The 25,824-nt window shown below is 74.8% G+C and carries 24 protein-coding genes; 15 read left to right on the top strand and 9 right to left on the bottom strand.

Going from position 1 to position 25,824, the window contains the following annotated elements:
• Window positions 1-136 precede the first annotated feature (136 nt).
• The 4 genes from ACWD4U_RS14155 to modA form a co-directional block, all read right to left on the bottom strand.
• Window positions 137-1,012 carry a glycosyltransferase family 2 protein gene (locus ACWD4U_RS14155; RefSeq protein ID WP_363458909.1) on the bottom strand — a complete coding sequence of 292 codons (876 nt, stop codon included), beginning with the start codon at window positions 1,010-1,012 and terminating at the stop codon, window positions 137-139.
• 103 nt (window positions 1,013-1,115) lie between these two features.
• Entirely contained in the window at window positions 1,116-2,177 is a 1,062-nt protein-coding gene (locus tag ACWD4U_RS14150; protein WP_363458911.1) for an ABC transporter ATP-binding protein, read from the bottom strand.
• Window positions 2,174-3,013 (bottom strand): ABC transporter permease, encoded by an 840-nt coding sequence (locus ACWD4U_RS14145; protein ID WP_363458913.1) that lies wholly within the window; start codon window positions 3,011-3,013, stop codon window positions 2,174-2,176. Before ACWD4U_RS14145 ends, ACWD4U_RS14150 begins: the two co-directional genes overlap by 4 nt.
• A complete protein-coding gene (modA, locus tag ACWD4U_RS14140; protein WP_363458915.1) occupies window positions 3,010-3,810 on the bottom strand; it encodes a molybdate ABC transporter substrate-binding protein in 801 nt (266 codons plus the stop codon). The genes ACWD4U_RS14145 and modA overlap by 4 nt, the downstream gene beginning before the upstream one ends.
• Window positions 3,811-4,081: 271 nt before the next feature.
• On the opposite strand from modA, the gene ACWD4U_RS14135 reads away from it, so the two are divergent.
• A complete protein-coding gene (locus tag ACWD4U_RS14135) occupies window positions 4,082-5,443 on the top strand; it encodes a cytochrome P450 (RefSeq protein WP_363458917.1) in 1,362 nt (453 codons plus the stop codon).
• Window positions 5,444-5,504: 61 nt separating this feature from the next.
• Here the strand turns inward: ACWD4U_RS14135 and ACWD4U_RS14130 are convergent, their stop codons facing one another.
• The gene (locus ACWD4U_RS14130; protein WP_363458918.1) at window positions 5,505-6,191 is read right to left on the bottom strand and encodes an LppU/SCO3897 family protein; all 687 of its coding nucleotides are present in this window, start codon (window positions 6,189-6,191) and stop codon (window positions 5,505-5,507) included.
• Between the two features lie 292 nt (window positions 6,192-6,483).
• On the opposite strand from ACWD4U_RS14130, the gene ACWD4U_RS14125 reads away from it, so the two are divergent.
• From ACWD4U_RS14125 to ACWD4U_RS14105, 5 genes are all read left to right on the top strand, one after another.
• Complete coding sequence (locus ACWD4U_RS14125) at window positions 6,484-7,266, top strand: MHYT domain-containing protein (RefSeq protein WP_363458919.1); 783 nt, start codon at window positions 6,484-6,486, stop codon at window positions 7,264-7,266.
• Between the two features lie 110 nt (window positions 7,267-7,376).
• Window positions 7,377-9,875 carry a sensor histidine kinase gene (locus ACWD4U_RS14120; protein WP_363458921.1) on the top strand — a complete coding sequence of 833 codons (2,499 nt, stop codon included), beginning with the start codon at window positions 7,377-7,379 and terminating at the stop codon, window positions 9,873-9,875.
• Complete coding sequence (locus tag ACWD4U_RS14115) at window positions 9,872-10,282, top strand: roadblock/LC7 domain-containing protein (RefSeq protein WP_363458923.1); 411 nt, start codon at window positions 9,872-9,874, stop codon at window positions 10,280-10,282. The genes ACWD4U_RS14120 and ACWD4U_RS14115 overlap by 4 nt, the downstream gene beginning before the upstream one ends.
• 103 nt (window positions 10,283-10,385) lie before the next feature.
• Window positions 10,386-10,712 carry a DUF742 domain-containing protein gene (locus tag ACWD4U_RS14110; RefSeq protein ID WP_363458976.1) on the top strand — a complete coding sequence of 109 codons (327 nt, stop codon included), beginning with the start codon at window positions 10,386-10,388 and terminating at the stop codon, window positions 10,710-10,712.
• A complete protein-coding gene (locus ACWD4U_RS14105) occupies window positions 10,693-11,280 on the top strand; it encodes a GTP-binding protein (protein WP_363458924.1) in 588 nt (195 codons plus the stop codon). Before ACWD4U_RS14110 ends, ACWD4U_RS14105 begins: the two co-directional genes overlap by 20 nt.
• Before the next feature lie 7 nt (window positions 11,281-11,287).
• On the opposite strand, the gene ACWD4U_RS14100 is transcribed toward ACWD4U_RS14105, so the two are convergent.
• Entirely contained in the window at window positions 11,288-11,476 is a 189-nt protein-coding gene (locus ACWD4U_RS14100) for a hypothetical protein (RefSeq protein WP_363458925.1), read from the bottom strand.
• A gap of 91 nt (window positions 11,477-11,567) precedes the next feature.
• On the bottom strand, window positions 11,568-12,188 hold the full coding sequence (locus ACWD4U_RS14095; RefSeq protein WP_363458926.1) for a DUF2306 domain-containing protein: 621 nt from the start codon (window positions 12,186-12,188) through the stop codon (window positions 11,568-11,570).
• A 179-nt stretch (window positions 12,189-12,367) separates the two neighbouring features.
• Between ACWD4U_RS14095 and ACWD4U_RS14090 the strand changes: the two genes are divergently transcribed.
• From ACWD4U_RS14090 to ACWD4U_RS14080, 3 genes are read left to right on the top strand one after another with little or no spacing between them, the layout of a single operon-like run.
• Window positions 12,368-13,552 (top strand): sensor histidine kinase, encoded by a 1,185-nt coding sequence (locus tag ACWD4U_RS14090; RefSeq protein WP_363458927.1) that lies wholly within the window; start codon window positions 12,368-12,370, stop codon window positions 13,550-13,552.
• A complete protein-coding gene (locus ACWD4U_RS14085) occupies window positions 13,552-14,253 on the top strand; it encodes a response regulator transcription factor (protein ID WP_363458929.1) in 702 nt (233 codons plus the stop codon). Before ACWD4U_RS14090 ends, ACWD4U_RS14085 begins: the two co-directional genes overlap by 1 nt.
• 48 nt (window positions 14,254-14,301) lie before the next feature.
• Window positions 14,302-15,267: a hypothetical protein gene (locus ACWD4U_RS14080; protein WP_363458931.1), complete on the top strand. Its 966-nt coding sequence runs from the start codon at window positions 14,302-14,304 to the stop codon at window positions 15,265-15,267.
• Between the two features lie 91 nt (window positions 15,268-15,358).
• Here ACWD4U_RS14080 and ACWD4U_RS14075 read toward each other — a convergent pair whose 3' ends face one another.
• Entirely contained in the window at window positions 15,359-16,714 is a 1,356-nt protein-coding gene (locus ACWD4U_RS14075; protein ID WP_363458933.1) for a cation:dicarboxylate symporter family transporter, read from the bottom strand.
• A gap of 246 nt (window positions 16,715-16,960) precedes the next feature.
• On the opposite strand from ACWD4U_RS14075, the gene ACWD4U_RS14070 reads away from it, so the two are divergent.
• Window positions 16,961-18,691 carry a sensor histidine kinase gene (locus ACWD4U_RS14070; protein ID WP_363458935.1) on the top strand — a complete coding sequence of 577 codons (1,731 nt, stop codon included), beginning with the start codon at window positions 16,961-16,963 and terminating at the stop codon, window positions 18,689-18,691.
• Entirely contained in the window at window positions 18,688-19,383 is a 696-nt protein-coding gene (locus ACWD4U_RS14065; RefSeq protein WP_363458936.1) for a response regulator, read from the top strand. The genes ACWD4U_RS14070 and ACWD4U_RS14065 overlap by 4 nt, the downstream gene beginning before the upstream one ends.
• A 235-nt stretch (window positions 19,384-19,618) precedes the next feature.
• Here the strand turns inward: ACWD4U_RS14065 and ACWD4U_RS14060 are convergent, their stop codons facing one another.
• Window positions 19,619-20,272, bottom strand: coding sequence for a class I SAM-dependent methyltransferase (locus ACWD4U_RS14060; RefSeq protein WP_363458937.1), 654 nt, complete (start codon window positions 20,270-20,272; stop codon window positions 19,619-19,621).
• A gap of 168 nt (window positions 20,273-20,440) precedes the next feature.
• Here ACWD4U_RS14060 and ACWD4U_RS14055 point away from each other — a divergent pair, with 168 nt between their 5' ends.
• The 4 genes from ACWD4U_RS14055 (at window position 20,441) to ACWD4U_RS14040 (ending at window position 25,821) form a co-directional block, all read left to right on the top strand.
• Entirely contained in the window at window positions 20,441-21,808 is a 1,368-nt protein-coding gene (locus ACWD4U_RS14055) for a diaminobutyrate--2-oxoglutarate transaminase (RefSeq protein WP_363458939.1), read from the top strand.
• A 94-nt stretch (window positions 21,809-21,902) separates the two neighbouring features.
• Window positions 21,903-23,357 (top strand): pyridoxal phosphate-dependent decarboxylase family protein, encoded by a 1,455-nt coding sequence (locus tag ACWD4U_RS14050; protein ID WP_363458941.1) that lies wholly within the window; start codon window positions 21,903-21,905, stop codon window positions 23,355-23,357.
• 505 nt (window positions 23,358-23,862) lie between these two features.
• Complete coding sequence (locus tag ACWD4U_RS14045; RefSeq protein ID WP_363458943.1) at window positions 23,863-24,594, top strand: tRNA-dependent cyclodipeptide synthase; 732 nt, start codon at window positions 23,863-23,865, stop codon at window positions 24,592-24,594.
• A 42-nt stretch (window positions 24,595-24,636) separates the two neighbouring features.
• Complete coding sequence (locus tag ACWD4U_RS14040; protein ID WP_363458944.1) at window positions 24,637-25,821, top strand: cytochrome P450; 1,185 nt, start codon at window positions 24,637-24,639, stop codon at window positions 25,819-25,821.
• The last annotated feature ends 3 nt before the right edge of the window (window positions 25,822-25,824 follow it).

Raw genomic sequence — 25,824 nt, 5'->3', positions numbered from 1 at the left:
GCTGGTTGGCAGGGGGGAAGAGAAGGAAGCACGCCGCGGAGCCGCCCGCGACCGTCACCGTAGCCGAACCCCCGGTACGCGCCAACCGGTTATTCGCCGCCCCCGGACGGCCGTCAGCGGACGGGCGCAGGGCCGGTCAGATCACGGGTGGGCGGCCGAGGCGGGTGAGGTGCCAGGCGGTGCGCCAGCGCATGGGGCGGCGGGGCGGGCAGGGGGTGCGCAGGCCCTCGGCGAACCCGCCGAACCAGGCGGTCAGGCCGGGGAGGGAGCGGGTGCGCAGGAGGGTGAGCACGAGCCAGGTGGTGAGGTAGAGCGGGATGAGCGGCGCGGGCAGGCGGCGCTTGGCGAGCCAGACGCGGTTGCGGGCGGTGTAGCGGTGGTAGACCGCGTGGCGGGCGGGCGAGGTCTTGGGGTGCTGGAGGACCAGGGCCGGGTCGTAGTGGATGGTCCAGCCGGCGTCCACGGCGCGCCAGGCCAGGTCGGTCTCCTCGTGGCCGAAGCGGAACTCGCCCGCCCACAGGCCGGTCTGACGGAGCATCGGGACGGAGAACGCGTGCCCGCCGCCGAGGAAGGACGTCACCTGCCCGGCCCGCATCGGATCGCCCGCCCGCAGACGGGGTACGTGGCGGCGCTGGGTCTCGCCGTGCTCGTCCGCGATCCGGAACGCCAGGATGCCCAACTCGGCGTCGGCCGCGTAGCGTTCGGCCACGCGGCGGAAGACGTCGGCGGCGATCAGCAGCCCGTCGTCGTCCAACTCCACGACCACGTCGACGTCTCCCGCGTCCAGCAGCGCCTGCAGCCCGACGTTGCGCGCGCCCGGGCAGCCCGGGTTGTCGGCGAGCGGGAGCTTCTGCGCGGGGTGGTCGACGTCGGTCAGCGGGGTGGCGCTGCCGACCAGCACGACCCGCGCGGCCGGGACGTCCTGCCGGTCCACCGAGTCCAGCAGCGCGGCGAGTTCGCGGGGGCGGTTGCCCATGGTGACGATCACGACGCCGATCCGTGGTGCGCTCATACGGGACTCCGGTGGTACGGGGACGACTGGTGCGGGGCCGATGCTAGCGCCGCCAGGCCACCAGGCCATGGGGGCGTCGGCGGCCAGGGCGTCCGACGCCGGTTCAGGCCGGGTAGGCGTGGGTCTGGGTGGCCTTGACGGCGGCCCAGACCCGGGCTCCGGGGGTGAGGTCGAGGTCGGCGGCGGCGGTGGGGGTGAGGTCGGCGGCGAGGGGGAGGGGGCCGGCGAGGTCGACGCGGATGCGGTCGCCGTGCTGGTCGAGGCCGGCGACGGTGGTGAAGAAGAGGTTGCGGGCGCTGGTCTCGGGCCGGTGGCGGTGCAGGGTGACCGCGGCGGGCGGGAAGGCGACGAACGCGGGGCCGTGCAACTCGTCGTCGGTGGCCAGCACCTGGCCGTCGGGGAGGGTGACCTGGCGGCCGTCGGCGGTGCCCTGGTAGAGGTTCAGGCCGACCAGCCGGGCGATGTAGTCGGTGCGCGGCCGACGGGCCACCTCGGCGGGGCGCCCGGTCTGTACGACGTGGCCGTCCTCGATCACGACGAGGCGGTCGGCGAGCACCATGGCGTCCAGCGGGTCGTGCGTGACCAGCACCGCGACGGCCTCGAACTCGGCTAGGTGGCGGCGCAGTTCGGCGCGGACCTCGAGGCGGGTGCGGGCGTCCAGCGCGGCCAGCGGCTCGTCCAGCAGCAGCAGTCGGGGCCGGACGGCCAGGGCGCGGGCGAGCGCGACGCGCTGGGCCTGGCCGCCGGAGAGCCGGCCGGGGCGGGTGCCGGCGTGCTCGGCGAGGCCCATCTTTTCCAGCCAGGGGAGCGCCTCGGTGCGCGCGGCGGCGCGGCGAAGTCCCTGGCAGCGCAGGCCGAACGCCACGTTGTCGAGCGCCGACAGGTGCGGGAAGAGCAGGTAGTCCTGGAAGACCACGCCGATCGGCCGCCGCTCGGCGGGCACGAACAGGCCGGTGGACGGCGAGTCCAACGGGGCGCCGTCGAGCCGGAGATGGCCGTCGGTGAGCGGGAGCAGCCCGGCGAGGGCGCGCAGCGCGGTGGACTTGCCGGCGCCGTTCGGGCCGAGCAGGGCGAGCACCTCGCCCGGGTGCGCGGCGAGTCCGACGTCGAGGGTGAACGGGCCGCGGGTGACCCGCAGTCGGGCGTCCAGGGAGGGGGTGGTCACGGTGTGGACATCCAGCGGTCGCGCAGCCCGGCGAGGACGGCGATGGAGACGGTGAGCAGCACCAGGCTGAGGGCGATCGCGGCCTCGGGGTCGGACTCCATGGCGAGGTAGACCGCGAGCGGCATGGTCTGGGTCCGGCCCGGGAAGTTGCCCGCGAAGGTGATGGTGGCGCCGAACTCGCCGAGCGCGCGCGCCCAGGCGAGCACCGCGCCCGCACCGATGCCGGGGGCGACCAGCGGCAGGGTGACCCGGCGGAAGGCGGTCAGCCGGGAGGCGCCGAGGGTGGCGGCGGCCTCCTCGTAGCGCGGGTCGGCGGCGCGCAGCGCGCCCTCGACGCTGATCACCAGGAACGGCATGGCGACGAACGCCTCGGCGAGCACCACGCCCGCGGTGGTGAACGGCAGGGTCAGGCCGAACGCCGAGTCCAGCCAGCGTCCGACGATGCCGTTGCGGCCGAGCACCAGCAGCAGGGCGACGCCGCCGACCACCGGCGGCAGCACCAGCGGCAGGGTGACCAGCGCCCGCACCAGCCGGCGGCCGGGGAACTCGGTGCGGGCCAGCAGCCAGGCCAGCGGCACGCCGAGCAGCAGCGAGACGCCGGTGGCGGCGGTGGCGGAGAGCAGCGAGAGCTTCAGCGCCTGCCACACCTCGGCGCTGGTGAGCAGCTCCGGCAGGGCGCTCCACGGGGCCCGGACCAGCAGTCCGAGCAGCGGCAGCACCAGGAAGGCGAGCCCCGCGAGCGCGGGCAGCAGCAGCGCGACGGGGGTGCGGGAGGTCCCCCGGGGCCGCCGCCGGCCCCGGGGGTGTGGTGCGGTGGTGGTACGGGCGGTGCTCACGGCGCCTGGAAACCGGCCTGGGTGAGCACGTTGCGGGCGTCCGCGGAGTTGACGTAGCCGAGGAAGGCGGCGGCGCCGTCCGCGTTGGGGGCCTTGGCGAGCGTGGCGATCGGGTAGTCGTTGACCGCCTGCGCGGCCTCCGGGAAGTCGACGCCGTCGATCTTCGCGGCGTCCGCCTTCACGTCGGTCTGGTAGACCAGCGAGGCGTCCACCTCGCCGAGTTCGACCTTGGTGAGGGCGCCCTTGACGTCCTGCTCCAGGGTGACCGGGGTGAGGTTGACGCCGGCCGCCTTGAGCGCGGTCTGTGCGGCGGCGCCGCACGGCACCTCCTTGGCGCACAGCGCGGTCTTGACGCCGGCCAGGTCCTTCAGCCCGGTGATGTGCTTGGGGTTGCCCTTGGGGACGGCGATCTCCAGGGTGTTGCGGACGAACACCTTCGGGTCGCCGCCGGCGAGCTTGGCGTCGGTGACGGTCTTCATGGTGGCCGGGCTGGCCGCGGCGAAGACGTCGGCTGGCGCGCCGGAGACGATGCTCTGCGCGAGGGCCGAGCTGCCGCCGAAGTTGAAGGTCACCTTGGTGCCCGGGTAGGCCGCCTCGAAGCGCTTGCCCAGCTCGGTGAAGGACTCCTTCAGCGAGGCCGCCGCGAACACCGTCACCGTGCCGGTCACCTTGGGAGCGGACGGGGCGGACGAGCCCGCCGCGGAGGTGCCGGTGCCGCCGCTGCTGCTGCAGGCGGTCAGGCCGGCCGCGAGGACGAGGACGGCGGAGGCGGCGAGGAGGCTTCTGGCGCTGCGCATGGGCGGTTTCCCCTGGTCGAGACGGAGGCGGAGGCTGAGTCGAATCCGGTGGAGACGGTGTGATCATAGTGCCGCAGCTGCGGGGCCCAGGACTGCTGTCTCATCGCACAAGCGAGCTTAAGCGGAACTTAAGGGCCGCATGTGCAATAGCTCAAGCGTCCGTTCCGGCCACCGAGGCTACCCTCGCCACGAGCCGCCGCCCAGGTGATACTGACGAGTAGTCAGCGAACCCTTCGCGCACGGGGGTTCGACCGCTGGAGGAGGGGGTTCCATGACGACTGCCACCCGAGTGCCCGGCCCGCCCGGACTGCCGCTGATCGGCTCGCTGCTCGACCTGAAGCGCGACGCGCTGGCCACCTACCTCGCGGCCCGGCGCGACCACGGCGACGTGGTGCGGCTGTGGGCCGGCCCGCCCGGCCTGCGCGTCGAGGTCTACATGGTCTTCTCGCCCGAGGGCGCCCAGCAGGTGCTGGCCGCCGACTCGGCCAACTTCCGCAAGGACAACGTCTTCTACGGCGAGATCCGGCAGAGCTTCGGCAACGGCCTGCTCACCTCCCAGGACGAGGACTACCTGCGCCAGCGCCGCCTGGTGCAGCCGCTGTTCACCCGCCGCCGGGTCGACAACTACGCCGAGGCGATCGCGGTCGAGGCCGATTCGCTGGTCGAGCGCTGGGCCAAGCTCCCGGACGGGCAGGTGGAGGCCGCCGACGAGATGTCCCGCTTCGCGCTGCGCACGGTGGCCCGGATCCTGTTCGGCCAGGACGTCGAGCAGGCCGTGGAGACCGTGCACACCAGCTTCCCGGTGCTCGGCTCCTTCGTCCGGGGCCGCGGCATGTCCCCGGTCCGGCTGCCCCGCGAGTGGCCGCTCCCCGGCCACCGCGAGGCGCTGGAGGCCGAACGCCGGCTGTACGCGGTCTGCGACGAGATCATCGCGCGCCGCGCCGCCGACGGCGCCGCCGAGGGCGGCGAGGACCTGCTCAGCCTGCTGACCGAGGCCCGGGACGAGGACGGCACCCGGCTGGACGCCACCGAACTGCGCGAGCAGGTGCTGATCTTCCTGCTGGCCGGCCACGAGACCACCGCCACCTCGCTGACCTTCGCCCTGCACCTGCTCGGCAAGCACCCCGAACAGCAGCGGCTGGCCCGCGAGGAGGCCGACCGGGTCCTGGGCGGCGGCCGCCGTCCCACCGCCGAGGACTACCCGAAGCTCCCCTACCTGACCCAGGTGCTCAAGGAGGCGATGCGGCTCTTCCCGGCCGCCCCGTCGATCGGCCGCCGCGCCGTCAAGGCCACCGTGATCGGCGGCGTGGAGATCCCGGCCGGCGCGGACGTCCTGGTCTCCCCGTACGTGACGCAGCGTCACCCCGCGCACTGGGAGGACCCCGAGCGCTTCGACCCGGAGCGGTTCACCCCCGAGCGGGAGGCGCAGCGCCACCGCTACGCCTGGTTCCCGTTCGGCGGCGGCCCGCGGGCCTGCATCGGGCAGCACTTCTCGATGCTGGAGTCGGTGCTGGCGCTGGGCGTGCTGCTGCGGGAGTTCGAGGTCGAGGCGATCGACCAGGAGGTCCCGCTCGGGCAGGGCATCACCCTGGAGACACACGGCCCGGTCCGCCTGCGGCTGACCCGGCGCTAGGGCTTCGAACGCCCGCTGCCCGCGCCGGGGTTCCGGGGCGGGCAGCGGGTGGATGGGCGGGTCAGGAGCGCGTGACCGGGGCGAGGCAGAGGGTGTAGGTCGTGCGGCCGCCCTTGACCACGTAGCTGGCGTCGGTCTGCGGGTACGGCTTGCAGGCGGCGTCGTCGGCGTTCTCGGTGCGGCCGACGATCCGGTACTGGGCGTCCGAGCCGCCGCAGTCGACCACCTTGACGTCCGGCATCAGGACGCTGCCGCTGTTGCGGACGCAGTCGCCGACGTCCGCGTAGTCCGGGTCGCCCTGGGAGACCAGGACGATCGCGCCGACGATCAGGACCGGCGCGAGCAGGCCGGCGATCTCCGGCCGCAGGTACAGCGGCTTGCCCGGCTGCTTCGGCGTGCCGGCGGCACCCGGGAGCGGGGGCGCCAGGCGGCGGATCCGGCGCATCGCCACCAGGTTGGAGATCAGCGCGAACGGGTTGAACAGCAGTGAGCCGATGCTCCACCAGCCCTGCCACAGGCTGTCGGCGCTCATCTCCCGGACGGACGCCGTTCCGCAGTCGCGGCAGAACGGGCCGCGGAGCTTCAGGAACTTCATGATGACCAGGAAGCCGATGTGGCCCCGGACGGTCACGTCCACGGCGGGCGTCGAACCGCAGAAGCGGCAGGAGAGTTCGGGTGCCGGGTCGGAGGCCGGGCCGGCGACGATCGCGTCGGCGGCAGGCGGGGACGACGGCGAAGGTATGGACAAAGAGGATCCTCTGCGGAAGCGGTACGGCGGTGAGCAGGCGGATGCTATCGGCCGCCGCAGACCGTGCGACAGCGAATATTCCCTCGTCAGCGGGCTCCTGACGCCCCGTGGCGATCTCCGGCACACCACACGGACAGACCACTCCGGGCCATTTGAGCACAATCTCCCCATACTGCGGGGTGCTTTTCACATCTTCCGGTGACCATCTCTCAACTCTGGGTAGCGTCCAGCCCATCCGAGACCGAAAGAGCATGGGCAGGTGGCATATGTCACCCGCCGTCGGAGGCACCCGATGGGAACGATGAACCACTTCAGTTTCGGCTGGATCACACCGACGCTCTCCTACCTGATGGCCTGCGCCGGTGCCGCGCTCGGCCTGCGCTGCACCCTGCGCGCCCTCACCGCCACCGGCGCCGCGCGGCGCAACTGGCTGCTCACCGCGGCCGCCGCCATCGGCTCCGGGATCTGGACCATGCACTTCGTCGCCATGTTCGGCTTCACCGTCGACGGCACCGAACTGCGCTACGACGTCCCGCTGACCGTCCTCAGCCTGCTGGTCGCGATCGCCGTGGTCGGCCTCGGCGTCTTCGCCGTCGGGTACGGGCCGCACCGCGGGCGCGGCCTGCTGCTCGGCGGCCTGACCACCGGCGTCGGGGTCGCCGCGATGCACTACCTCGGGATGTCCGCCGTGCGGATCCACGGACACCTCGCGTACCGGCCCGGGACGGTCGCGCTGTCGGTGCTGATCGCGGTGGCCGCCGCGACCGCCGCACTGTGGGCCGCCGTCACCATCCGCAACGTGTTCGCGGCCGGCGCCGCCTCGGCGGTGATGGGCATCGCGGTCAGCTGCATGCACTACACCGGCATGGCCGCCGTGCAGGTCCACATGGTGCCCGCCCGCAGCGACCTCGGCGGCGCCACCCCGATGCAGTTCATCTTCCCGCTCGCGGTCGGCCTCGGCTCCTTCCTCTTCCTCACCTCCGCCTTCGTCGCGCTCTCCCCGACCGCGCAGGAGCGCGCCGCCTACCGCGAGGCCGGCGAGATCGCCGTCGAGGACCTCGGCCGCGCCGCCTGACGGACCGTCGCACGCCGGCCGACGGCACGTCACCGCGCAGCACCCCGGACCAGACCGCCTGACGAAACGTCACTGCACCCCGGAGCCCACCCCGAAAGGCCGCCCCCACGATGCGCCCAAGCCGAGGCACCTCCCGCAGCGGACCGCCCGCCCCCAGCACCTCCCGCGGCCCCGCCCGCTCCGGACCGGGCACCCCGCGCCGCGGCGCCCACGCCGGACCGCCCGCCCGGGAGACCGCCGTGCGGTCCGACGTCCCCGGCCCCCGCCTCGGGCTGCGCCCGCGCACCGTGCGCGCCAAGATCGTCGCGGTGCTGATGGTCCCGGTGATCTCGGTGATGGCACTGTGGTCGTTCGCCACCATCACCGCCGCCGGGGACGTCTGGGACCTGCTGCGGATCAAGGACGTCGACGCCACCGTCCGCACCCCCGTCGACCGCACCGTCGCCGCCCTGCAGGCCGAACGCACCGCCGCCGGACAGCTACTGGCCGGACCCGGCGCCACCAGGGAGGCCGAGCTGCGCAGCGCGGCCGGCGCCACCGACCGGGCCGCCGCGCCGCTCGTCCTCGCCGACGGCTACAACCGGGCCGACGCCGAGGGCCTCGGCGCCGAGGCCGCCGCCCGGCTCGACCAACTCGGCCGGGCCGTCGCCGGGTTGCCCGCCCTGCGGGAGCAGCTGTTCGCCCGGACCGCCGCCTGGGCCGACGCCTACGCGACCTACACCACCGCCGTCGACGACGCGCTCGCCGTCACCGGCTCGCTCGGCGGACTCCAGGACCACCGGGTCGCCGCCGACGCCCGGGTGCTCCTGGAGTTCGCCCGCTCCCGCGAACTGCTCGCCCGCGAGGACGCGTTGCTGCGCGCCGCCGTCGCCTCCGGCCGGCTCGCCGACGAGCAGCAGCGCGAGTTCACCGCCGCCGCCTACGCCCGCCGCCAGTTCGAGCAGACCGCCGCGCGCGACCTGCCGAGCGCGGACCGGGCCGCCCTCGCCACCGTCACCGGCGGCGCCGACTACCAGGAACTCCAGCGCTACGAGGACGCGGTGCGCACCGCCGCCGACGGCCGCGCCGCCCTCGCCGCCGTCCCCGCCGACCGGTGGAACCTGGCCGCCGACGCCGTCGCCCGCGCGCTGGCCGGCATCGAGCAGCAGGCCGGGGCAGCCGCCGCCGAACGCTCCGACCCGTACGCGCTCGGCCTGTTCAGCACCTCCGGCACCGCCGTGCTGCTCGGCCTGCTCGCGGTGATCGGCTCACTGCTGGTCTCGGTGCAGATCGGCCGCGGCCTGGTCACCGAACTGCAGGGCCTGCGGAACTCCGCGCTGGAGCTCGCCGGACGAAAACTCCCCGCCACCATGCGGCGGTTGAGGTCCGGCGAGGAGGTCGACGTGGAGCGCGAGGCACCGCTGCGCCCGCACGGCGCGGACGAGATCGGGCAGGTGCACCGCGCGCTCGACACCGTCCAGCGGGCCGCCGTCACCGCGGCGGTGGAACGCGCCGAGGTGCTCTCCGGCGTCTCCGGGGTGTTCGTCAACCTGGCCCGCCGCAGCCAGGTCTTGGTGCACCGTCAACTCACCCTGCTGGACGCGATGGAGCGGCGCACCGAGGACCCCGCCGAGCTCGACGACCTGTTCCGGCTCGACCACCTCACCACCCGGATGCGCCGCCACGCCGAGGGCCTGATCATCCTCTCCGGTGCCGCGCCCGGCCGGGCCTGGCGCAAGCCCGTCCCGCTCACCGACGTGGTGCGGGCCGCCGTCGCCGAGGTCGAGGAGTACCCCCGGGTCGAGGTCCACCGGATGCCCGACGCCGCCGTCACCGGCCCCGCCGTCGCCGACCTCACCCACCTGGTCGCCGAACTCGTCGAGAACGCCACCGGGTTCTCCCCGCCGCACACCAAGGTCCTGGTCCGCGGCGAACTCGTCGGCAACGGCTACGCGGTGGAGATCGAGGACCGCGGCCTCGGGATGGGCCCCGAAGCACTCGCCGACGCCAACCGGCGGATCGAGGCCAGCGAACAGGTCGACCTCTTCGACAGCGACCGCCTCGGCCTGTTCGTGGTCAGCCGGCTCGCCAAGCGCCACGGCGTCAAGGTCGCGCTGCGGCCCTCCGCGTACGGCGGCACCACCGCCGTCGTGCTGCTGCCGACCGAGATGCTCGACCTGCGGCCGAGCGAACCCGCCGTCCTGGAAGCCGAGTTGGCACCCGGGCCGGTGCCGCCCGCACCTGTTCCGCCCGCACCTGTTCCGCCAGCACCCGTGCCGCCCGCGCCGGTGCCGCCCACGTCCGTGCAGCCCAGGTCCGTGCCGCTCGCGCCGACGGCGGTGCCGTCGCAGCGCGTCGACGTGCCGACGCCGCCGGCTCCCGCGCAGGCGTTGCCGTCGATCGCGGTGCCCGCCGCCGGTGAGGACGAACTCCCGCGCCGGGTACGGCAGGCCAGCCTCGCCCCGCAACTGCGCGAGGCCCCCGAACCGCCCGCGCCCGGGCAGCGCCCCGCCGGGCCCGTCGACCGCGACCCCGAGCGGGCCCGCGACGCCATGGCCGCCTTCCAGCGCGGCTGGGCGCGCGGCAGCGCCCCCGCCCCGCACTCCGAGAACCGAGGAGACGCCCGATGATCGGCACCACCCACCCCACCGGCGAACTCAACTGGCTGCTCGACGAGTTGGTCGCCCGCACCGCCCAGGTCCGGTTCGCCGTGGTGCTCTCCGCCGACGGGCTGTCGATGGGCCACTCCACCGGCCTCAGCCGCGAGGACGGCGAGCACCTGGCCGCCGTCGCCTCCGGCTTCCACAGCCTCGCCAAGGGCGCCGGGCGGCACTTCGAGGCGGGCGAAGTACGACAGACCATGGTCGAGTTGGAGCACGGCTACCTGTTCGTCGCGGCCGCCGGACAGGGCACCTGCCTGGCCGTCTTCGCCACCTCCGACGCCGACCTCGGCCTCATCGCCTACGAGATGGCCCGCCTGGTCCGCCGGGTCGGCGAACACCTGCACGCCGCACCCCGCAGTCCCTACCAGGGGTGACCCCGTGGCCTACCCGCCCCGCCGCTACCTGCCCGGCTCCCCGTTCGGCTACCCGCCGCCACCCGACCGCCCGGTCCAGTGGTACGACGAGGACGCCGGGCCGATGGTCCGCCCGTACGCCGTCACCAAGGGCCGCACCCGCCCCGGCCAGGCCTTCGACCTGATCGCGCTGGTGGTCACCGACGTCGCCGACCCCGCCGCGCTGCCGATCGGCCCGGAACAGACCGCCATCCTCACCCTGTGCCGGGGCAACGCCCTCTCGGTCGCCGAACTCGCCGCCGAGACCGACCTGCCGGTCGGCGTGGTCCGCGTCCTGCTCGGCGACCTCCTCGACGCCGACCACATCCGGGTCAGCCGACCCGTCCCACCGGCCCTGCTCCCCGACGAGCACATCCTCCAGGAGGTCATCAATGGACTCCGCGCTCTCTGACGCGCTCGCGCTGAAGATCCTGGTCGCGGGCGGCTTCGGCGTCGGCAAGACCACGCTGGTCGGCGCGGTCAGCGAGATCAAGCCGCTGCGCACCGAGGAACAGCTCACCGCGGCCGGCCGGCACGTCGACGACCTCGGCGGGGTCGAGCGGAAGACGACCACCACGGTGGCGATGGACTTCGGCCGGATCACCATCCGCGAGGGCCTGGCCGTCTACCTCTTCGGCACCCCCGGGCAGGACCGCTTCTGGTTCCTCTGGGACGAACTCGCCCAGGGCGCCCTCGGCGCGGTCGTCCTCGCCGACACCCGCCGCCTCACCGACTGCTTCCCCGCCGTCGACTTCTTCGAGCACCGCCGCATCCCCTTCGTGGTCGCCGTCAACCACTTCGCCGGCACCCGCGACTTCCGACCCGTCGAGGTCTCCCGCGCCCTCGACCTGGACTCCGAGACCCCGGTGGTGGTCTGCGACGCCCGCGAGCGGGCCTCCGGCAAGCAGGTGCTCATCCGCCTGGTCGAGCACGCCGGGAAGGTGCACTCGGCGCGGCTGCTGGCCCAGGCCAGAAGCTGACGGGGCGTCAGCTGACGCACTCCACGTGCGGCGGCTCGGACTGGTCGGCCTGGTGCCGGGCGATCGCCCGGAGCCAGGAGGTGAGACGGGAGGCGACCGGCCAGGAGTTCAGCGGCTGCGCGTGGACGGCGTCGGCGAGGGCGGCCCGAATGCCGTCGCTGACGGTGAAGGCGCCGTGGCCGAGGACGTGACTCACGGAGCCTCCCTCGACCCGCACGGTCCGGACCCACATGCCGCTGATGTCGCTGAGGTAGCGGGCCGCGTCGTGGGCACGGGCGGACGGGGCCTCACGTGCGCGGGCGCAACAGGCGTTCCGCCACGGCCAGGTTGAGCAGCCAGGCGGCCCAGGCACCGCTGACGTACGCCTGCTCGAAGGGGACGCCCGCCGCGCCGAGCAGCATCAGCCAGAGGCGGAAGGTGACGCCGGTGAAGATCAGGGCGTAGCAGCGCACCATCCAGACCCGGTGGCGGGCGATCCGGCCGCGCCGGGCGGCGGTCACGCCGAGGGTGACGGTGGTGAGCACGCCGACGGCGAGGGCGGCGAAGCCCAGTGGGGCGGCGGGGCGGAACAGGCCGTACGGGGTGAGCAGGAGGCCGCCGACACCGGTGGCGGCGGCGAACAGGGCGAAGAGCCGGCCGAGGACGCGGTGGACGGCGGGGCGGCGGGCGCGCAGCCGGGGCAGGAACTGGCAGGGGCCGAGCAGCAGCGCGCCGGTGCCGCCGCCGATGTGGAACAGCAGCGGGACCTCGTGCGCGAGGTAGGTGTCGCGCTGCTCCGGGAGGAAGGAGTCCGGGTCGAGCGCGAAGTAGCGGGCGGACAGCAGGGCGATCGCCGCGGCGAGCAGGAAGACGACGCCGAGACCGACGCGGTGGCGGGGCAACAGCCGTGGGGCGGTGGGGATTTCCATGCCGCCGACGCTAGGGACGGCGCGCCGCCGGCGGCGTCCCCGCAGCGGGGTCGGCCGGCGTACCCCCGCTGGGGTAGCGACCCGGAGCGCACCCGGAGAAACCCCCGAGAACCGGCGCCGCGGGCACGGGCGCTGGCTAGCCTCGCAGCGGCAGACCCCGAAGACCCGAGGACGGGCCCATGCACCCCACCCCCGCCGCTCCCGGCCCGGCCGTCCGGCTCGGCCCCGCCGGGCGGGAGCGGCTCGCCGACACCGTCCCCGCCGTCGCCCTGCTCGCCGCCATGCTGGTCGAACGGTTCGGCGCCGCCGAGCGGATCGGCGCCCGGATGCCCGCGGCGCTCGCCCTCACCGCCGTGCTGACCGCGGCCGTCGCGCTGCGCCGCCGCGCCCCGCTGGCCGCGTACCTGGTGGGCACCGCCGCGCTCGCCGCCGAGTCGCTGGCGGTGCTGCCCAGCCCGGTGTCGCCGTACGCCAACCTGCTCGGCGCGTACGCGCTGGGCCGGTACGCCGGGCGGGGGCGGGCGCTGTTCGGGCCGCCGATCGTGGTGGCCGGGATGGCCGGGTACTTCACCGGCGCGCAGGAGGCCGCCCCGGTGCTCCCGATCGGGGTGCTGACGGTGTGGCTGGCCGCCTGGGCGTTCGGCTACGCCACCGCCCACCGGCTCGCCGCGCAGGCCGCCGAGCGCAGCCGGGCCCGTCGGCTGCTGCTCGCCGAGGAGCGGACCAGGATCGCCCGCGAGGTGCACGACCTGCTCGGCCACTCGCTCACCCTGATGCTGGTGCAGGCCGGCGCCGCCCGCCGTGTGCTCGACCGGACGCCCGAACGCGGCCGCGAGCTGCTCGGCGAACTGGAGCGCACCGGACAGGACGCGCTCGGCGAACTCGACCGGGTCCTCGGCCTGTTGCGCGGCAGCGACGGCGGCGGCGACAGCGGCACCGCATCCGGCACCGCGTCCGGCGACGACACGGCCGCCGAGCCGGGACTGGCCGAACTGCCGCGGCTGGCCGGGCGAATGGCGCAGGCCGGACTGGAGGTGACGGTCCGGCACACCGCCGAGCTGCCCGCCGACCTCGACCGCTGCGCCTACCGGATCGTCCAGGAGGCGCTCACCAACACTCTGCGCCACTCCGGCGCCGCGCGGGCCGCGGTGTCGATCGGCCGGGCGGGCGCCGCCGCGGTGGTGGAGGTCCGCGACGACGGCGCCGGACCGCCGGACGGCTACCGCCCCGGACGCGGCCTGCGCGGCATCGCGGAACGCGCGGCCAGGTTCGGCGGGGCCGTCGACCACGGCGCCGGCGGACACCTGCCCGGTGAGCACGGCGGCTTCCGACTGCGCGTCACCTTCCCGCTCGGGAAGGGCTGATGAGCCCGGCCGGCGCGGGCCGGCCCGTGCGAGTGCTGCTCGCGGACGACGACCCCCTGCTGCGCGCCGGACTCGCCGTGGTGCTGGAGAGCGCGGAGGGCATCGAGATGGTCGGGCAGGCCGCCGACGGCCTGGAGGCGGTGGGGCTGGCCCGGCGGCTGCTGCCCGACGTGGTGCTGATGGACGTCCGGATGCCCGGCTGCGACGGCGTCACCGCGACCGCCCGGCTGGCCGGACTCGGGCCGCGGGTCCTGGTGCTGACGACCTTTCACCACGACGCGTACGTCTGGGGCGCGCTGCGTGCCGGGGCCGCCGGGTACCTGCTGAAGCGGGCCTCGCCGGAGCGGCTGATCGACGCGGTGCGGGCGGTCGCGGCGGGCGAGGCGGCGCTGGACCCGGCGGTCACCCGCGACCTGCTCGGCCACCTGCTCGAGCGCCCCGACCCCGTACCCCCGCCCGCCGAGGGCCCGCTGGCGGCGCTCACCGCCCGTGAGCGCGAGGTGCTGCGGCTGGCCGCCGAGGGCCACCCCAACGCGGAGATCGCCGCGCTGCTGCACCTCGCCGAGTCGACCGTGAAGACCCACGTGAAGCGGATCCTCGGCAAGCTCGGCGCCCGCGACCGCTCGCAGGCGGTCGCCGCCGCGTACCGGCTCGGCCTGATGGACCGGCGGCCGCCCGCCGCCGGGCGCGACGCTCCGTGACCGACGGGATGTCAGGGCGGCGACCGCGGGCGGTCGTACATTGAAAAGATGATCGTCGAGAACGGTTCGCAGCCGGCGCGGCCGCCGGGGTACGGGTGGGGGCCGTCGGGCCGCCGGCTGGCCGCGGAGGGCCGGTGGCCGGAACTGCTGGCGCGGTTCCGGACGGCCCGCGCGCTCGGCGACCCGCTGGCCGGACCGCTCGGTCACCTGGTCGCGTACGGCGCGCCCGCACTCGTCGGGGTCGGACTGTTCGAGTACGACGGCGGGCCGGGCGCGCCGGCCACCGCCGGGGACCACGACGCCGGTCCGCTGTGGGAGGTGCTGGCCACCCGGCACCCCTGGTGGCGGCTGGACGGGCTGCTCACCGCGCCGCCGATCCGGCGGCTGGTCCGGCACACCCGGGTGCTGCTCGGCGAGGAACTGCCCGCCGGCACCGACGAGGTGGGGGTGCCCTACGGCCTGCGCCCCTGGGAGGAGGGCGGCTGGGAGCCGGAGACCCGGGTCCGCGAGTACCTGCCGGCCGGCGGCGCCCGCCGCGCCCTGCACGCCGTCCCGCCCACCCGCGAAGGCCTGACCGTCATCGAACTCCCTTATCCAGGGCAGCGGTTGATCGGCCAGACGGCGACCAGGCTGCTGGCCGGGCTGGCCGGCTGGACCGCCGCCGTGTGCGTCCGCGGCCGGGCCGCCGACGCCGCCGCGCAATTCGTCCCGGCCGGGCGGGTGACCGGCGGCGAGCTTCCGTTCGCCGCCGCCTACCCCGCGCTGGTCCACCTCGCGTCCGCCCGCCCCGACCGCGGGGCCGCGCAGGGCCGGCTCGCCGTCTGGCAGGTGCTCGCCGCGATGACCGGCGAACGCCACCCCGCCCGGACCGAGGTCGAAGCCCTGGTGGCCCGGCTGCGCTGCCTGGCCTGGACCGACCCCGCCGACGAACTCTGGCCGGTCCACCTCGCCGTCGAGGACCCCGCCACCGGCCTGGCCTGGGCGCTCTCCGGCAGCACCGCCGACCCGTGCTGAGCGGCCGTCGACGAGCGGGGAGCGGGCGCAGACGCGCGACCCCCGTCCTCGCAGGGGGGTGAGGACGGGGGAGCCGGGGGGCGAGGGCGCGTCAGGCCGTGTGCTCGACCGCGGGGGCGGCGGGCTGGGCCGGGACGTGGGGCACGTCGTGGCCGACCTCGGCGGCCTCGTCGAACGGGAGCTCGCCGGCGAGGACCGCGGCCATCCGGGTGCGGTCCAGCTCGCCGGTCCAGTGCCCGATCAGGACGGTGGCGGCGGCGTTGCCCGCGAAGTTGGTGAGCGCGCGGGCCTCGGACATGAAGCGGTCGATGCCGACGATCAGGCCGACGCCGTCCACCAGGGCCGGCTTGTGCGACTGCAGGCCGCCGGCCAGGGTCGCCAGGCCCGCGCCGGTGACACCGGCCGCGCCCTTGGAGGCGATCACCATGAAGAGCAGCAGGGAGAGCTGCTCGCCGATCGACATCGGCTTGTCCATCGCCTCGGAGATGAAGATCGACGCCATGGTGAGGTAGATCGCGGTGCCGTCCAGGTTGAAGCTGTACCCGGTCGGGACGGTGATGCCTACCACCGGGCGGCTGACGCCGAGGTGCTCCATCTTGGCGATCAGACGGGGCAGCGCGCTCTCCGAGGAGGAGGTGGACAGGATCAGCAGGAACTCGCGGCCCAGGTAGCGCAGCAGGGTGAAGACGTTGACCCCGGCGGCCAGCCGCAGCAGCAGGCCGAGCACCACGACCACGAACAGCACGCAGGTCACGTAGAAGCCGACCATGATCACCGCGAGGCTCTTCAGCGCGGCGGTGCCGGTCGCGCCGACCACCGCGGCCATCGCGCCGAAGGCGCCGATCGGGGCCACCCACATGATCATCGACATCACCTTGAACACCAGCTTCTGCAGGTGCTCCACCCCGCGCAGCACCGGGGCGCCGACCGCGCCCATGCCCTGCAGCGCGAAGCCGACCAGCAGCGCCACCAGCAGGGTCTGCAGCACCTGCCCCTGGGTCAGCGCCGAGACCAGGGTGGTCGGGATGACGCCGAGCAGGAAGTCCGCGGTGGAGGCGGCTCCGCCCGCCGCGGCCTGCGCGTGGCCGGACTTGGCCAGCGCGGCGGTCAGGTGCAGGCCGCTGCCCGGCTCCAGCAGGTTGCCGACCAGCAGGCCGATGCCGAGCGCCACGGTCGAGGTGGCCAGGAAGTAGCCGAGGGCCAGGCCGCCGACCCGGCCGACCTTCGCGGCCTTGGTGACCGACCCCACGCCCAGCACGATGGTGCAGAAGATCACCGGGCTGATCATCATCTTGATCAGGTTGACGAAGCCGGTGCCCACCGGCTTCAGCTCCACCGCGAACTTCGGCGCGGCCAACCCGACCACGATGCCCGCGACCACCGCGGCGATCACCGCCAGGTACAGGTAGTGGGTGCGATCGGCCCTTCTCGACCCGGTCGACGTCATGGTGCGGCTCCTTCGCCGTGCAAGTCCTCGCGCCCTCGGGGGGAAGGGCGCCCGGCCCTGGGTGGTGGGCCGGGCACGACTATCCGAGCCCGAGTGAGCCAGGTCACGTTTGCGTACATAGAGTTCACGCACGCCGTGCCACGCCGGGTTCAGCACCCGGCCTTCACCGCCACGTGACCCGCTGGGCGGCACCCCGACCGTCGCGGGCGTGGAGTCCGGTCCCGGACACGCGGCACACTGTTCGACATGGACCCGAACGGCACCTCCCGGGGAGCACCCGCCGCGCAGCGCCGGCGGCGGCGCAGCCTGGCCGGCCGCCTGTTCGCGCTGCAGATCGTCATCGTCGCCGCCGTGGTGGCCGGCGGCGCCGTCCTCGCCTACCTGTTCACCGCGCAGCGCGCCGAGGACTCCGCCCGCCACCAGGTCACCTCCGTCGCCCTCGCCGTCGCCGACGCGCCCACCGTCCGCGAGGCCGCCACCGGCCCCGACCCCAGCGGGGTGCTCCAGCCCTACGCCGAGCGGGTCCGGGTCGACACCGGCGTCGACTTCGTCACCGTGATGGACCCGCAGGGCATCCGCTGGACCCACCGCGACCCCGCCCAGATCGGCCGCCCCTTCCTCGGCCACATCGAGCAGGCGCTGGCCGGCCGCACCTACCAGGAGACCTACACCGGCACCCTCGGCCCCTCGATCCGGGTGGTCACCCCCGTCTACGACGACGCGCACCACGTCGTCGGACTGGTCAGCGCCGGCATCACCGTCGACAACATCTCCGCCCGGCTGCGCACCCCGCTGCTCGCCCTGGTCGGCGTCGCCGCCGCCGCGCTCGCCCTCGGCGGCGCCGGCAGCTACCTGCTCGCCGCCCGGCTGCGCCGGCAGACCCACGGGATGGACGCCCACCAGCTCGCCCACCTCTACGAGTACCACCAGGCCACGCTGCACTCGGTCCGCGAGGGACTGGTCCTGCTGGACGGCCGCCACCGGGTGCTGCTCTGCAACGACGCCGCCCGCGAACTGCTCGGCCTGAACGGAGAGTTGACCGAGCTGACGGTCCGTCAACTCGACCTTCCGGGCTCGCTCACCAGGGCGCTGGAGGCCACCGAGCCGGTCCGCGACGAGGTGCACCTGACCGCCGAGCGCGTCGTGCTGGTCAACACCTCCCCGGTCGGACCGGGCCTCGGCACCGTGGTCACCCTCCGCGACCACACCGAACTCCAGGGCCTGACGGGTGAGTTGGACACCGTCCGAGGAATCGCCGAGGCGCTCAACGCGCAGACCCACGAAGCCGCCAACCGGCTGCACGCCGTGGTCTCGCTGATCGAACTCGGCCGCCACCGCGAAGCCGTGGAGTTCGCCACCGCCGAACTCGCGCTCGCCCAGCGGCTCACCGACCAGGTGGTCGGCGCGGTCGCCGAACCCGTGCTCGCCGCCCTGCTGCTGGGCAAGGCCGCGCAGGCCGCCGAACGCGGCGTCGACCTCATCCTCACCCCCGACAGCCGCATCGACGACGGCGTCCTGCCGGCCCGGCTCACCCCCCGGGACCTGGTCACCCTGCTCGGCAACCTGATCGACAACGCCGTCGACGCCGCCATCGAGAACGCCGCCGAGGCCGCCCCCGAAGTCCAGGTCACCGCCCGCACCGCCGACGGCCACCTGCTGCTCCGGGTCGCCGACACCGGCCCCGGCATCGACCCCGGCGCCGCGGACGAGGTCTTCCGCCGCGGCTGGACCACCAAGCAGCACGGCCGCGGCCTCGGCCTCGCCCTGGTCGCCCAGACCGCCCACCGCAACGGCGGCGAGGTGCAGGTCGGCAAGGAGCACGGCGCGGTGCTCACCGTCCGCCTCCCGCTGGCGCTCCCGGCGGCGCCGGCGCGACAGCGGCAGGCCGGCGCGGACGGTGGGGCTTCTGCCGGCGCGGACGGTGGAGCGGCGGACGGCGCGGCCGGGGTGGGCGCAGTGGGCGGGGTGGGCGCATGACCATCCACGTGCTGGTGGTCGAGGACGACCCGGTCGCCGCCGACGCCCACACCCGCTACGTCGGCCGCACCCCCGGCTACACCGTCACCGCCACCGCGCACTCCTGCGCCGCCGCGATGCGCGCCCTCGACCGGGCCCGGGACGGCGGTACCCCCGTCGACCTGGTCCTGCTCGACCTGCACCTCCCCGACGGCCACGGGCTCCAGCTCTGCCGCGGCATGCGCGCCGCCGGGCACACCGCCGACGTCATCGCCGTCACCTCCGCCCGCGACCTCGCCATGGTCCGGCAGGCCGTCACCGTCGGTGTCGTCCAGTACCTGCTCAAGCCCTTCGGCTCGGCCGCCCTCGCCGACCGGCTCCGGCAGTACGCGCGCTACCGGGCCACACTCGGGCGGGACGGCGACGCCACGGGGCAGGACGAGGTCGACCAGGCCCTCGCCCTGCTGCGCACCACCGACCGGAGCAGCCTCCCGAAGGGCCTCAGCGCGCCCACCCTCGACACCATCGCCACCGCCCTGCGCGAGGCTCCCGACGGCCTCTCCGCAGGCGCCGCCGCCACCGCCACCGGCGTCTCCCGCATCACCGCCCGCCGCTACCTCGAACACCTGGTCACCACCGGACTCGCCCACCGCGAGCCCCAGTACGGCCAGGTCGGCCGCCCGGAGCTCAGCTACCGGTGGAACGCACGCTGACGGACCGCGTCGCGTCGGGTGGCCGATGCTGCGTCAACTCCCTTACCGCACCGCTTTCTCGGCGAGAGCCAGGTAGCGCTCGGGTTGGTCGGTGTAGTCGTGCAGGGTCCAGCCCGCTGCGGTGAGCAGTTCGCGTAGGCGGGGTTCGGCGCGCAGGTCGTCCGGGGTGAGCTGTCGGCCCTGGTGTGCGGCACAGGCGGTGTCGTGGCGGGTGGCCGATGCTGCGTCAACTCCCTTACCGCACCGCTTTCTCGGCGAGAGCCAGGTAGCGCTCGGGTTGGTCGGTGTAGTCGTGCAGGGTCCAGCCGGCTGCGGTGAGCAGTTGGCGCAGGCGGGGTTCGGCGCGTAGGTCGTCCGGGGTGAGCTGTCGGCCCTGGCGGGCGGCGAGGGCGGCGCGGCCGAGGGGGTGGAAGAGGGCGAGGCGGCCGCCGGGGCGGGTGATCCGGGCGAGCTCGCGCAGGCCGGTGACCGGGCCGGGGAGGTGGGAGATCAGACCGGCGCCGAAGACCAGGTCGGCGACGCCGTCGGGCAGCGGGAGGCGGGCGCAGTCCGCCTGGACGAGGGCGGCGTCGGCGCGGTGGGCGGCGGCCTGGGCGAGCATCTCGGGTGTGAGGTCGACACCGAGCACGGTGCCCTCCGGGCCGACCGCGGCGCGCAGCGGCGGCAGGGCGCGACCGGTGCCGCACCCGGCGTCCACCACGAACTGACCGCGGGTCAGCCCGGTGTCGGCGATGGCGGCGGCGTACCGGGGGCTGTCGTCCGGGTACTTGCTGTCCCAGCGGGCGGCGCGTTCGGCGAAGAAGGCCCGGGTCTCGGCGAGTTCGCGACGGTGCGCGGCGCCGTCCCCGGGAGCGGTGGCCGGTGCGGCGTCGGAGGGCGGAGTGGTCATGGCTCGCAGGGTACTTCGGGAAGGGCCGTTACCACTCCGGGCCCGGCTCGTTGAGGGAGTGGGGGAGCGGTCTCACTCGGACGAGTGATCAATCGCCCTGGCAGCAGGGGCGTCCGGATATCCGGCAGTAAAGTTAGCCTTACCTAACTTTTCTAAGGGAGCTCCGCTGTGACCCTCACCGTCGGCACCGCCGCCGCCCCGGCCGGAGACGCGATCCTGCGCCGCCAGCGCATCCGCGAGTCGGCCGCCCGCACCTACGCCCGGTCCTTCCCGATCGTCCCGGTGCGCGCGAACGGCATGACCGTGGAGGGTGCGGACGGGCGCCGGTACCTGGACTGCCTCTCCGGTGCGGGCACCCTGGCGCTGGGCCACAACCACCCGGTGGTACTGGAGGCGATCCGCCGCACCCTGGACAGCGGCGCCCCGCTGCACCTGCTCGACCTCGCCACCGCCGAGAAGGACGACTTCACCACCACGCTGCTGGCCGGCCTTCCCCGGGAGTTCGCCGAGAAGGCGCGGATCCACTTCTGCGGCCCGGCCGGCACCGACGCCGTCGAGGCCGCGCTCAAGCTGATGCAGACCGCCACGGGCCGCCGCGGCGCCCTCGCCTTCACCGGCGCGTACCACGGCATGACGGCCGGCGCGCTCGCCGTCACCGGCAACCTCGCCGCCAAGGCCCCGCTCCCCAGCGGCGGCGAGGTCACCCGCCTCCCCTACCCGTACGCCTACCGCTGCCCGTTCGGCGTCGGCGGCGAACGCGGCGCCGAGCTCTCGGTCGCGTACACCGAGCGGCTGCTCGACGACCCGTCAGGCGGGGTGCTGCCGCCGGCGGCGATGATCCTGGAGGCCGTGCAGGGCGAGGGCGGTGTCGTCCCCGCGCCCGACGGCTGGCTGCGCGAGATGCGGCGGATCACCTCGGAACGCGGCATCCCGCTGATCGTCGACGAGGTGCAGACCGGGGTCGGCCGGACCGGCGCGATGTGGGCGGTCGAGCACAGCGGGATCATGCCGGACGCGATGGTGCTGTCGAAGGCGATCGGCGGCAGCCTGCCGCTCGCGGTGGTGGTCTACCGCGAGGAGTACGACACCTGGCAGCCGGGCGCCCACACCGGCACCTTCCGCGGCAACACCCTCGCGATGGCGGCCGGTGCCGCGACCCTGCGGTACATCGCCGCCCACGGGCTGGTCGCCCGGGCCGAGACCGTCGGTGCGCGGATCGCCGCCCGCCTCGACGGCGCGCGCGACCGGCTCCCGGTGATCGGCGACGTCCGCGGCCGCGGCCTGATGCTCGGCGTCGAACTCGTCGACCCCACCGCCGAGACCGACACCTGCGGCGCCCATCCCGCCGACCCCCGGCTCGCCGTCCGGGTCCGCGAAGCCTGCCTCGCCCGCGGCCTGATCGTCGAACTCGGCGGCCGCCACGACGCCGTCCTGCGCCTGCTCCCGCCGCTGACCATCACCGACGAACAGGCCGACGCGGTCCTCGACCGGCTCTGCGACGCGATCGAGCACGCGATGCAGACGCCTTCGGCGTAGCAGGGTCGGGCGGGGGGAGGCGCCCTGCCGGCGGCGGAGCCGTTTCTGACTCCTTGTCAACAAATCGATCAAGCACCGAAGTGGGGAGATCCACGTGAGCGGATTGACGGAGCTGTCCGGCGGGGTGGCCGGGGCGGAGGCGTTGCGGCCGCTGGTGGCCGAGGTGCTGGGGGCGCTGGCGGCGGGGGCGGCGCGGCGTGGCGGGCCGGTGGTCGGCGGGGAGCCGGGGGAGGTGGCCTCGGCGGTGCGGGTGGCGTTGGCGGAGGCCGAGGGGGACGGGGCGCTCGGGCGGCTGGTGGAGCTGCTGGCGTACGGGGCGGCGGACCCCGCCGATCCGGCCTGCGCGGCGCACCTGCACTGCCCGCCGCTCGCGGTCGCGGTGGCCGCGGACCTCGCGGTGAGCGCGCTCAACCCCTCGCAGGACTCCTGGGACCAGGCCCCGGCGGCCACCGCGCTGGAGACCGAACTGCTGGGCGAACTCGCCGCGTTGGTCGGCTTCAAACCGGAGCTGGCGGCGGGGGTGCTGACCACCGGCGGCACCGAGTCCAACCTGATGGGGCTGATGCTGGCCCGGGACCAACGCCTGGGCCCCGACGTCGAGTTGAACGGGCTGCCGCGGGCCGTCCGGCCGCGGATCTTCGCCTCCGAGGTCGCGCACTTCTCGGTCCAGCGCGCGGCCGCCCTGCTCGGGCTGGGCGAGCGCGCCGTCCGCGCCATCCCGGTCGACCGCGAACTGCGCATGGTCCCCGAGGCGTTGGCCGACGCCTTCACCGAGGCGGGCTGGGAGGGCGTCACCCCGATCGCGGTGGTCGCCACCGCCGGCACCACCGACACCGGCGGCATCGACCCGCTGCCGCGGATCGCCGACCTGGCGTCGCGCCACGGGACCTGGCTGCACGTCGACGCCGCGTACGGCGGCGGCGCGCTGTTCTCCGAGCGGCTGGCGCCGCTGCTCGACGGCCTCGACCGGGCCGACTCCGTCTCGCTGGACTGGCACAAGTTCGGCTGGCAGCCCGCCGCGGCCGGGGTCTTCCTGGTCCGCGAGGCCCGCACCTACGCCTCGCTGGCGCGCCGCGCGGTCTACCTCAACCCGGCCGACGACGAGGAGGCCGGCTACCCCAGTCTGCTCGGCCAGTCGCTGCGCACCACCCGCCGCCCGGACGCCTTCAAACTCGCCGTCACCCTGCGCACGCTCGGGCGGGCCGGCCTGGGCGAGCTGGTCGACCGCTGCCACGAACTCGCCCGCAGCGTCGCCCGACTCGTCGAGGAGTCGCCGGAGTTGGAGCTGCACTGCGAGCCGATCCTGAGCACGGTGGTGTTCCGCCACCGCCCCGCCGACGCGGACGCGGCGGACACCGACCGGGTCAACGCCGAACTGCGGCGGCTCCTGCTGCGCTCGGGCCGGGCGGTGGTCGGCCGCACCGAGCTCCCCGGCAGCGGACCGGGCCGCGTCCGGCTCAAGCTCACGCTGCTCAACCCGCGGACGACGGAGCAGGAGGTGGCGGAGGTCCTGGCCGCCGTCACGGAGGCGGGCCACGCGGTCCGCTGAGACCGGGAGCACGCGGCACCACAACCGGGCGTCAGCCGCCTGTGTGCTCCCGGTGCCGCGCGTGCCCTCTCGTCGCGGACCAGCGGATCGACGCTACTGGCAGCCGGCAGCCGGCAGCCGGCAGCCGACCTCCGCGGCCCGGCCCAGCCGACCCCCGGCGCCGCCGACCGGTGGCTGCGCTGCGCATCGCCCTCGACGCCCCGGGTGCCTCGGGCGAACTGACCAAGGGCGCCCGCTCCTTGACGGAATTCGCTGGACAATCCTCCACTGGCGTATTCTGAAGTGCCGTCACATTACCTTACGGGCACCGGCGTTGTGCGTTCTAGGTCCGTGAACACACCTGTTCTCCGGTTGTCCACCGGAATTCAGCCAAGAGGGCCGGATTTCCGTCAACCCCTGCTTTCCGCTTGTGATTCCGGCCGCGCCGGGCGGTAGCTTCGCGTAGTCGCCGCCACACCGGGAGCGCACGGCTCCACAGGGACTTGCGGCACAAGGGGGCTCCACCATGCGTGACCGCGTTTCTGCGGTTTCCTTGGCATGCCGTGACACCGCTTTCGAGGCCCTGCCGTTCTCGGCCCGGTGCCGGTCGGTATTCGCCCGCGGTGACCACCTGCTGATCGGGGTCAGTCCGGGGAACAGCTACTTCAGCGCCGCGCGGATTGCCGAACTCGTGGACTGGGGGCGCGATTTCTTCGCGGCGGTGGACGTCGTGCAGGCGGACGTCAGCGTCGACGCGCAGTTCGCCGCGGCGGGGTACGACGCCGAACACGCCCGGCGGCGGGCCGAGAAGGAGGTCAAGGCGACCCGGCGGCGGATCGAGCGCGGCGTCGCCGAGGCCGGTCGCACCCGGGTGGGAATCCACCTGCTCTCGGAGTTCCTCGACGACCCGGTCTACCGCCGGCTGTCCGCCCGGGCCGCCGAAGCACTGCGCACCGACGGCGAGTTCCGCGCCGCCACCGAGCGGATGGCCCGCGGCTTCCTCGCCGCCCGCGGGACGGACGACAGCGCGCCGCGGCCCGATCACCTCGCCGCGGCGGTGGACTACATCGCCGCCGAACTGCCGTTCTTCCTGGACTCCCCGGCGCTGCTCGGAGCACCGACCTCGATCGCCGCGTACCACGTCGAACTCCCGCTCACCGCGGTCCTGTTCGGCCGCACCGAGGGACTCCGGGCAGCGCCCGGACAGGGCTACGCGGTGGTCACTCCCGCCGTGGCCGCGTCCCGCGCCGTCGCCTGACGGTCGGTCAATCACCCGTACCAGCAAAGGAAGCGACACCTCATGCCCACCGAGTTCACCTTCCCGCTCGCCCGCCGCGGCGACGTCGTCCCCGCCGAGGTGGCCGAACTGCGCGCCGAGCGCCCGGTCGCCCGGGTACGCACGCTCACCGGCGATCCGGCCTGGCTGGTGTCCAGCCACGCGCTGGCCCGGCAGGTGCTGGAGGACGAGCGGTTCAGCCTCAAGGACACCGCCAACCCGGGCGTGCCGCGGCAGTACGCGCTGACCATCCCGGCGGAGGTGGTCGACAACATGGGGAACATCACCAGCGCGGGGCTGCGCGACGCGGTCATGAAGACGCTCTCGCCGCGCGCGGACGCCCAGTTGGGGCCGTGGCTGGAGGCCGAGGCGCACCGGCTGATCGACGCGCTGCAGGCCGAGGGCGCGCCCGGCGAGCTGCGGACCGGTTTCGCCGAGCCGTACTCGGCCGCGTTGCACTGCCGGCTGCTCGGCATCCCGGCCACGGACTGGCGCCGGCTGATGGCCGGGATCGACGTCGCCTTCCTGACCAGCCCGGTCCCGTTCGAGGGCTCGGCCGCCAACTGGTACAAGGATCTCGACTACATGCTGCGGCAGTTGAAGGCCGAGCCGACCGAGGGCCTGCTGGGCAGGTTCGCCGCGCTGCGGCGCTCGTCGGACGCGGCCGAGCGGGTGGACGACGAACTGCTGGCCACCGTCGCGCTGTCGCTGTTCGGCGCGGGCGCGGTCTCCACCTCCTCGTTCCTGCTGCACGCGGTCCTCTACCTGTGCGAGCGGCCGGAGCTGGCCGAGCGGCTGCGGCGGGAGCCGGGGCTCGCGCCGCGCGCGGTGGACGAGCTGCTGCGCTACAACCTGTCGATCGGCGACGCGCTGCCGCGGATCGCGCTGGCGGACCTGCAGCTCGGCGACGTGCTGGTCCGGGCGGGCGAGTTGGTGCTGGTGCTGATCGAGGGCGCGAACCACGACCCGGCGGTGTTCGCGCACCCGGAGCGGATCGACTTCGACCGGCCGGCCAACCCGCACCTGGCGTTCGGCGGCGGGCGCCACTTCTGCCCGGCGTCGGCGCTCGGCCGCACCCACGCGGAGATCGCGCTGACCGCGCTGGTGCAGCGCCTGCCTGAGCTGCGGCCGGCCGTCCCGGCGGACCAGCTGGCCTGGCGGGACGGGTTCATCAAGCGGCTGCCGGAGCGGCTGCCCGTGCTCTGGTAGCCG

It is taken from the genome of Kitasatospora sp. NPDC002522, from assembly GCF_053595195.1.
This window is presented reverse-complemented; position numbering and strand designations above follow the sequence as displayed.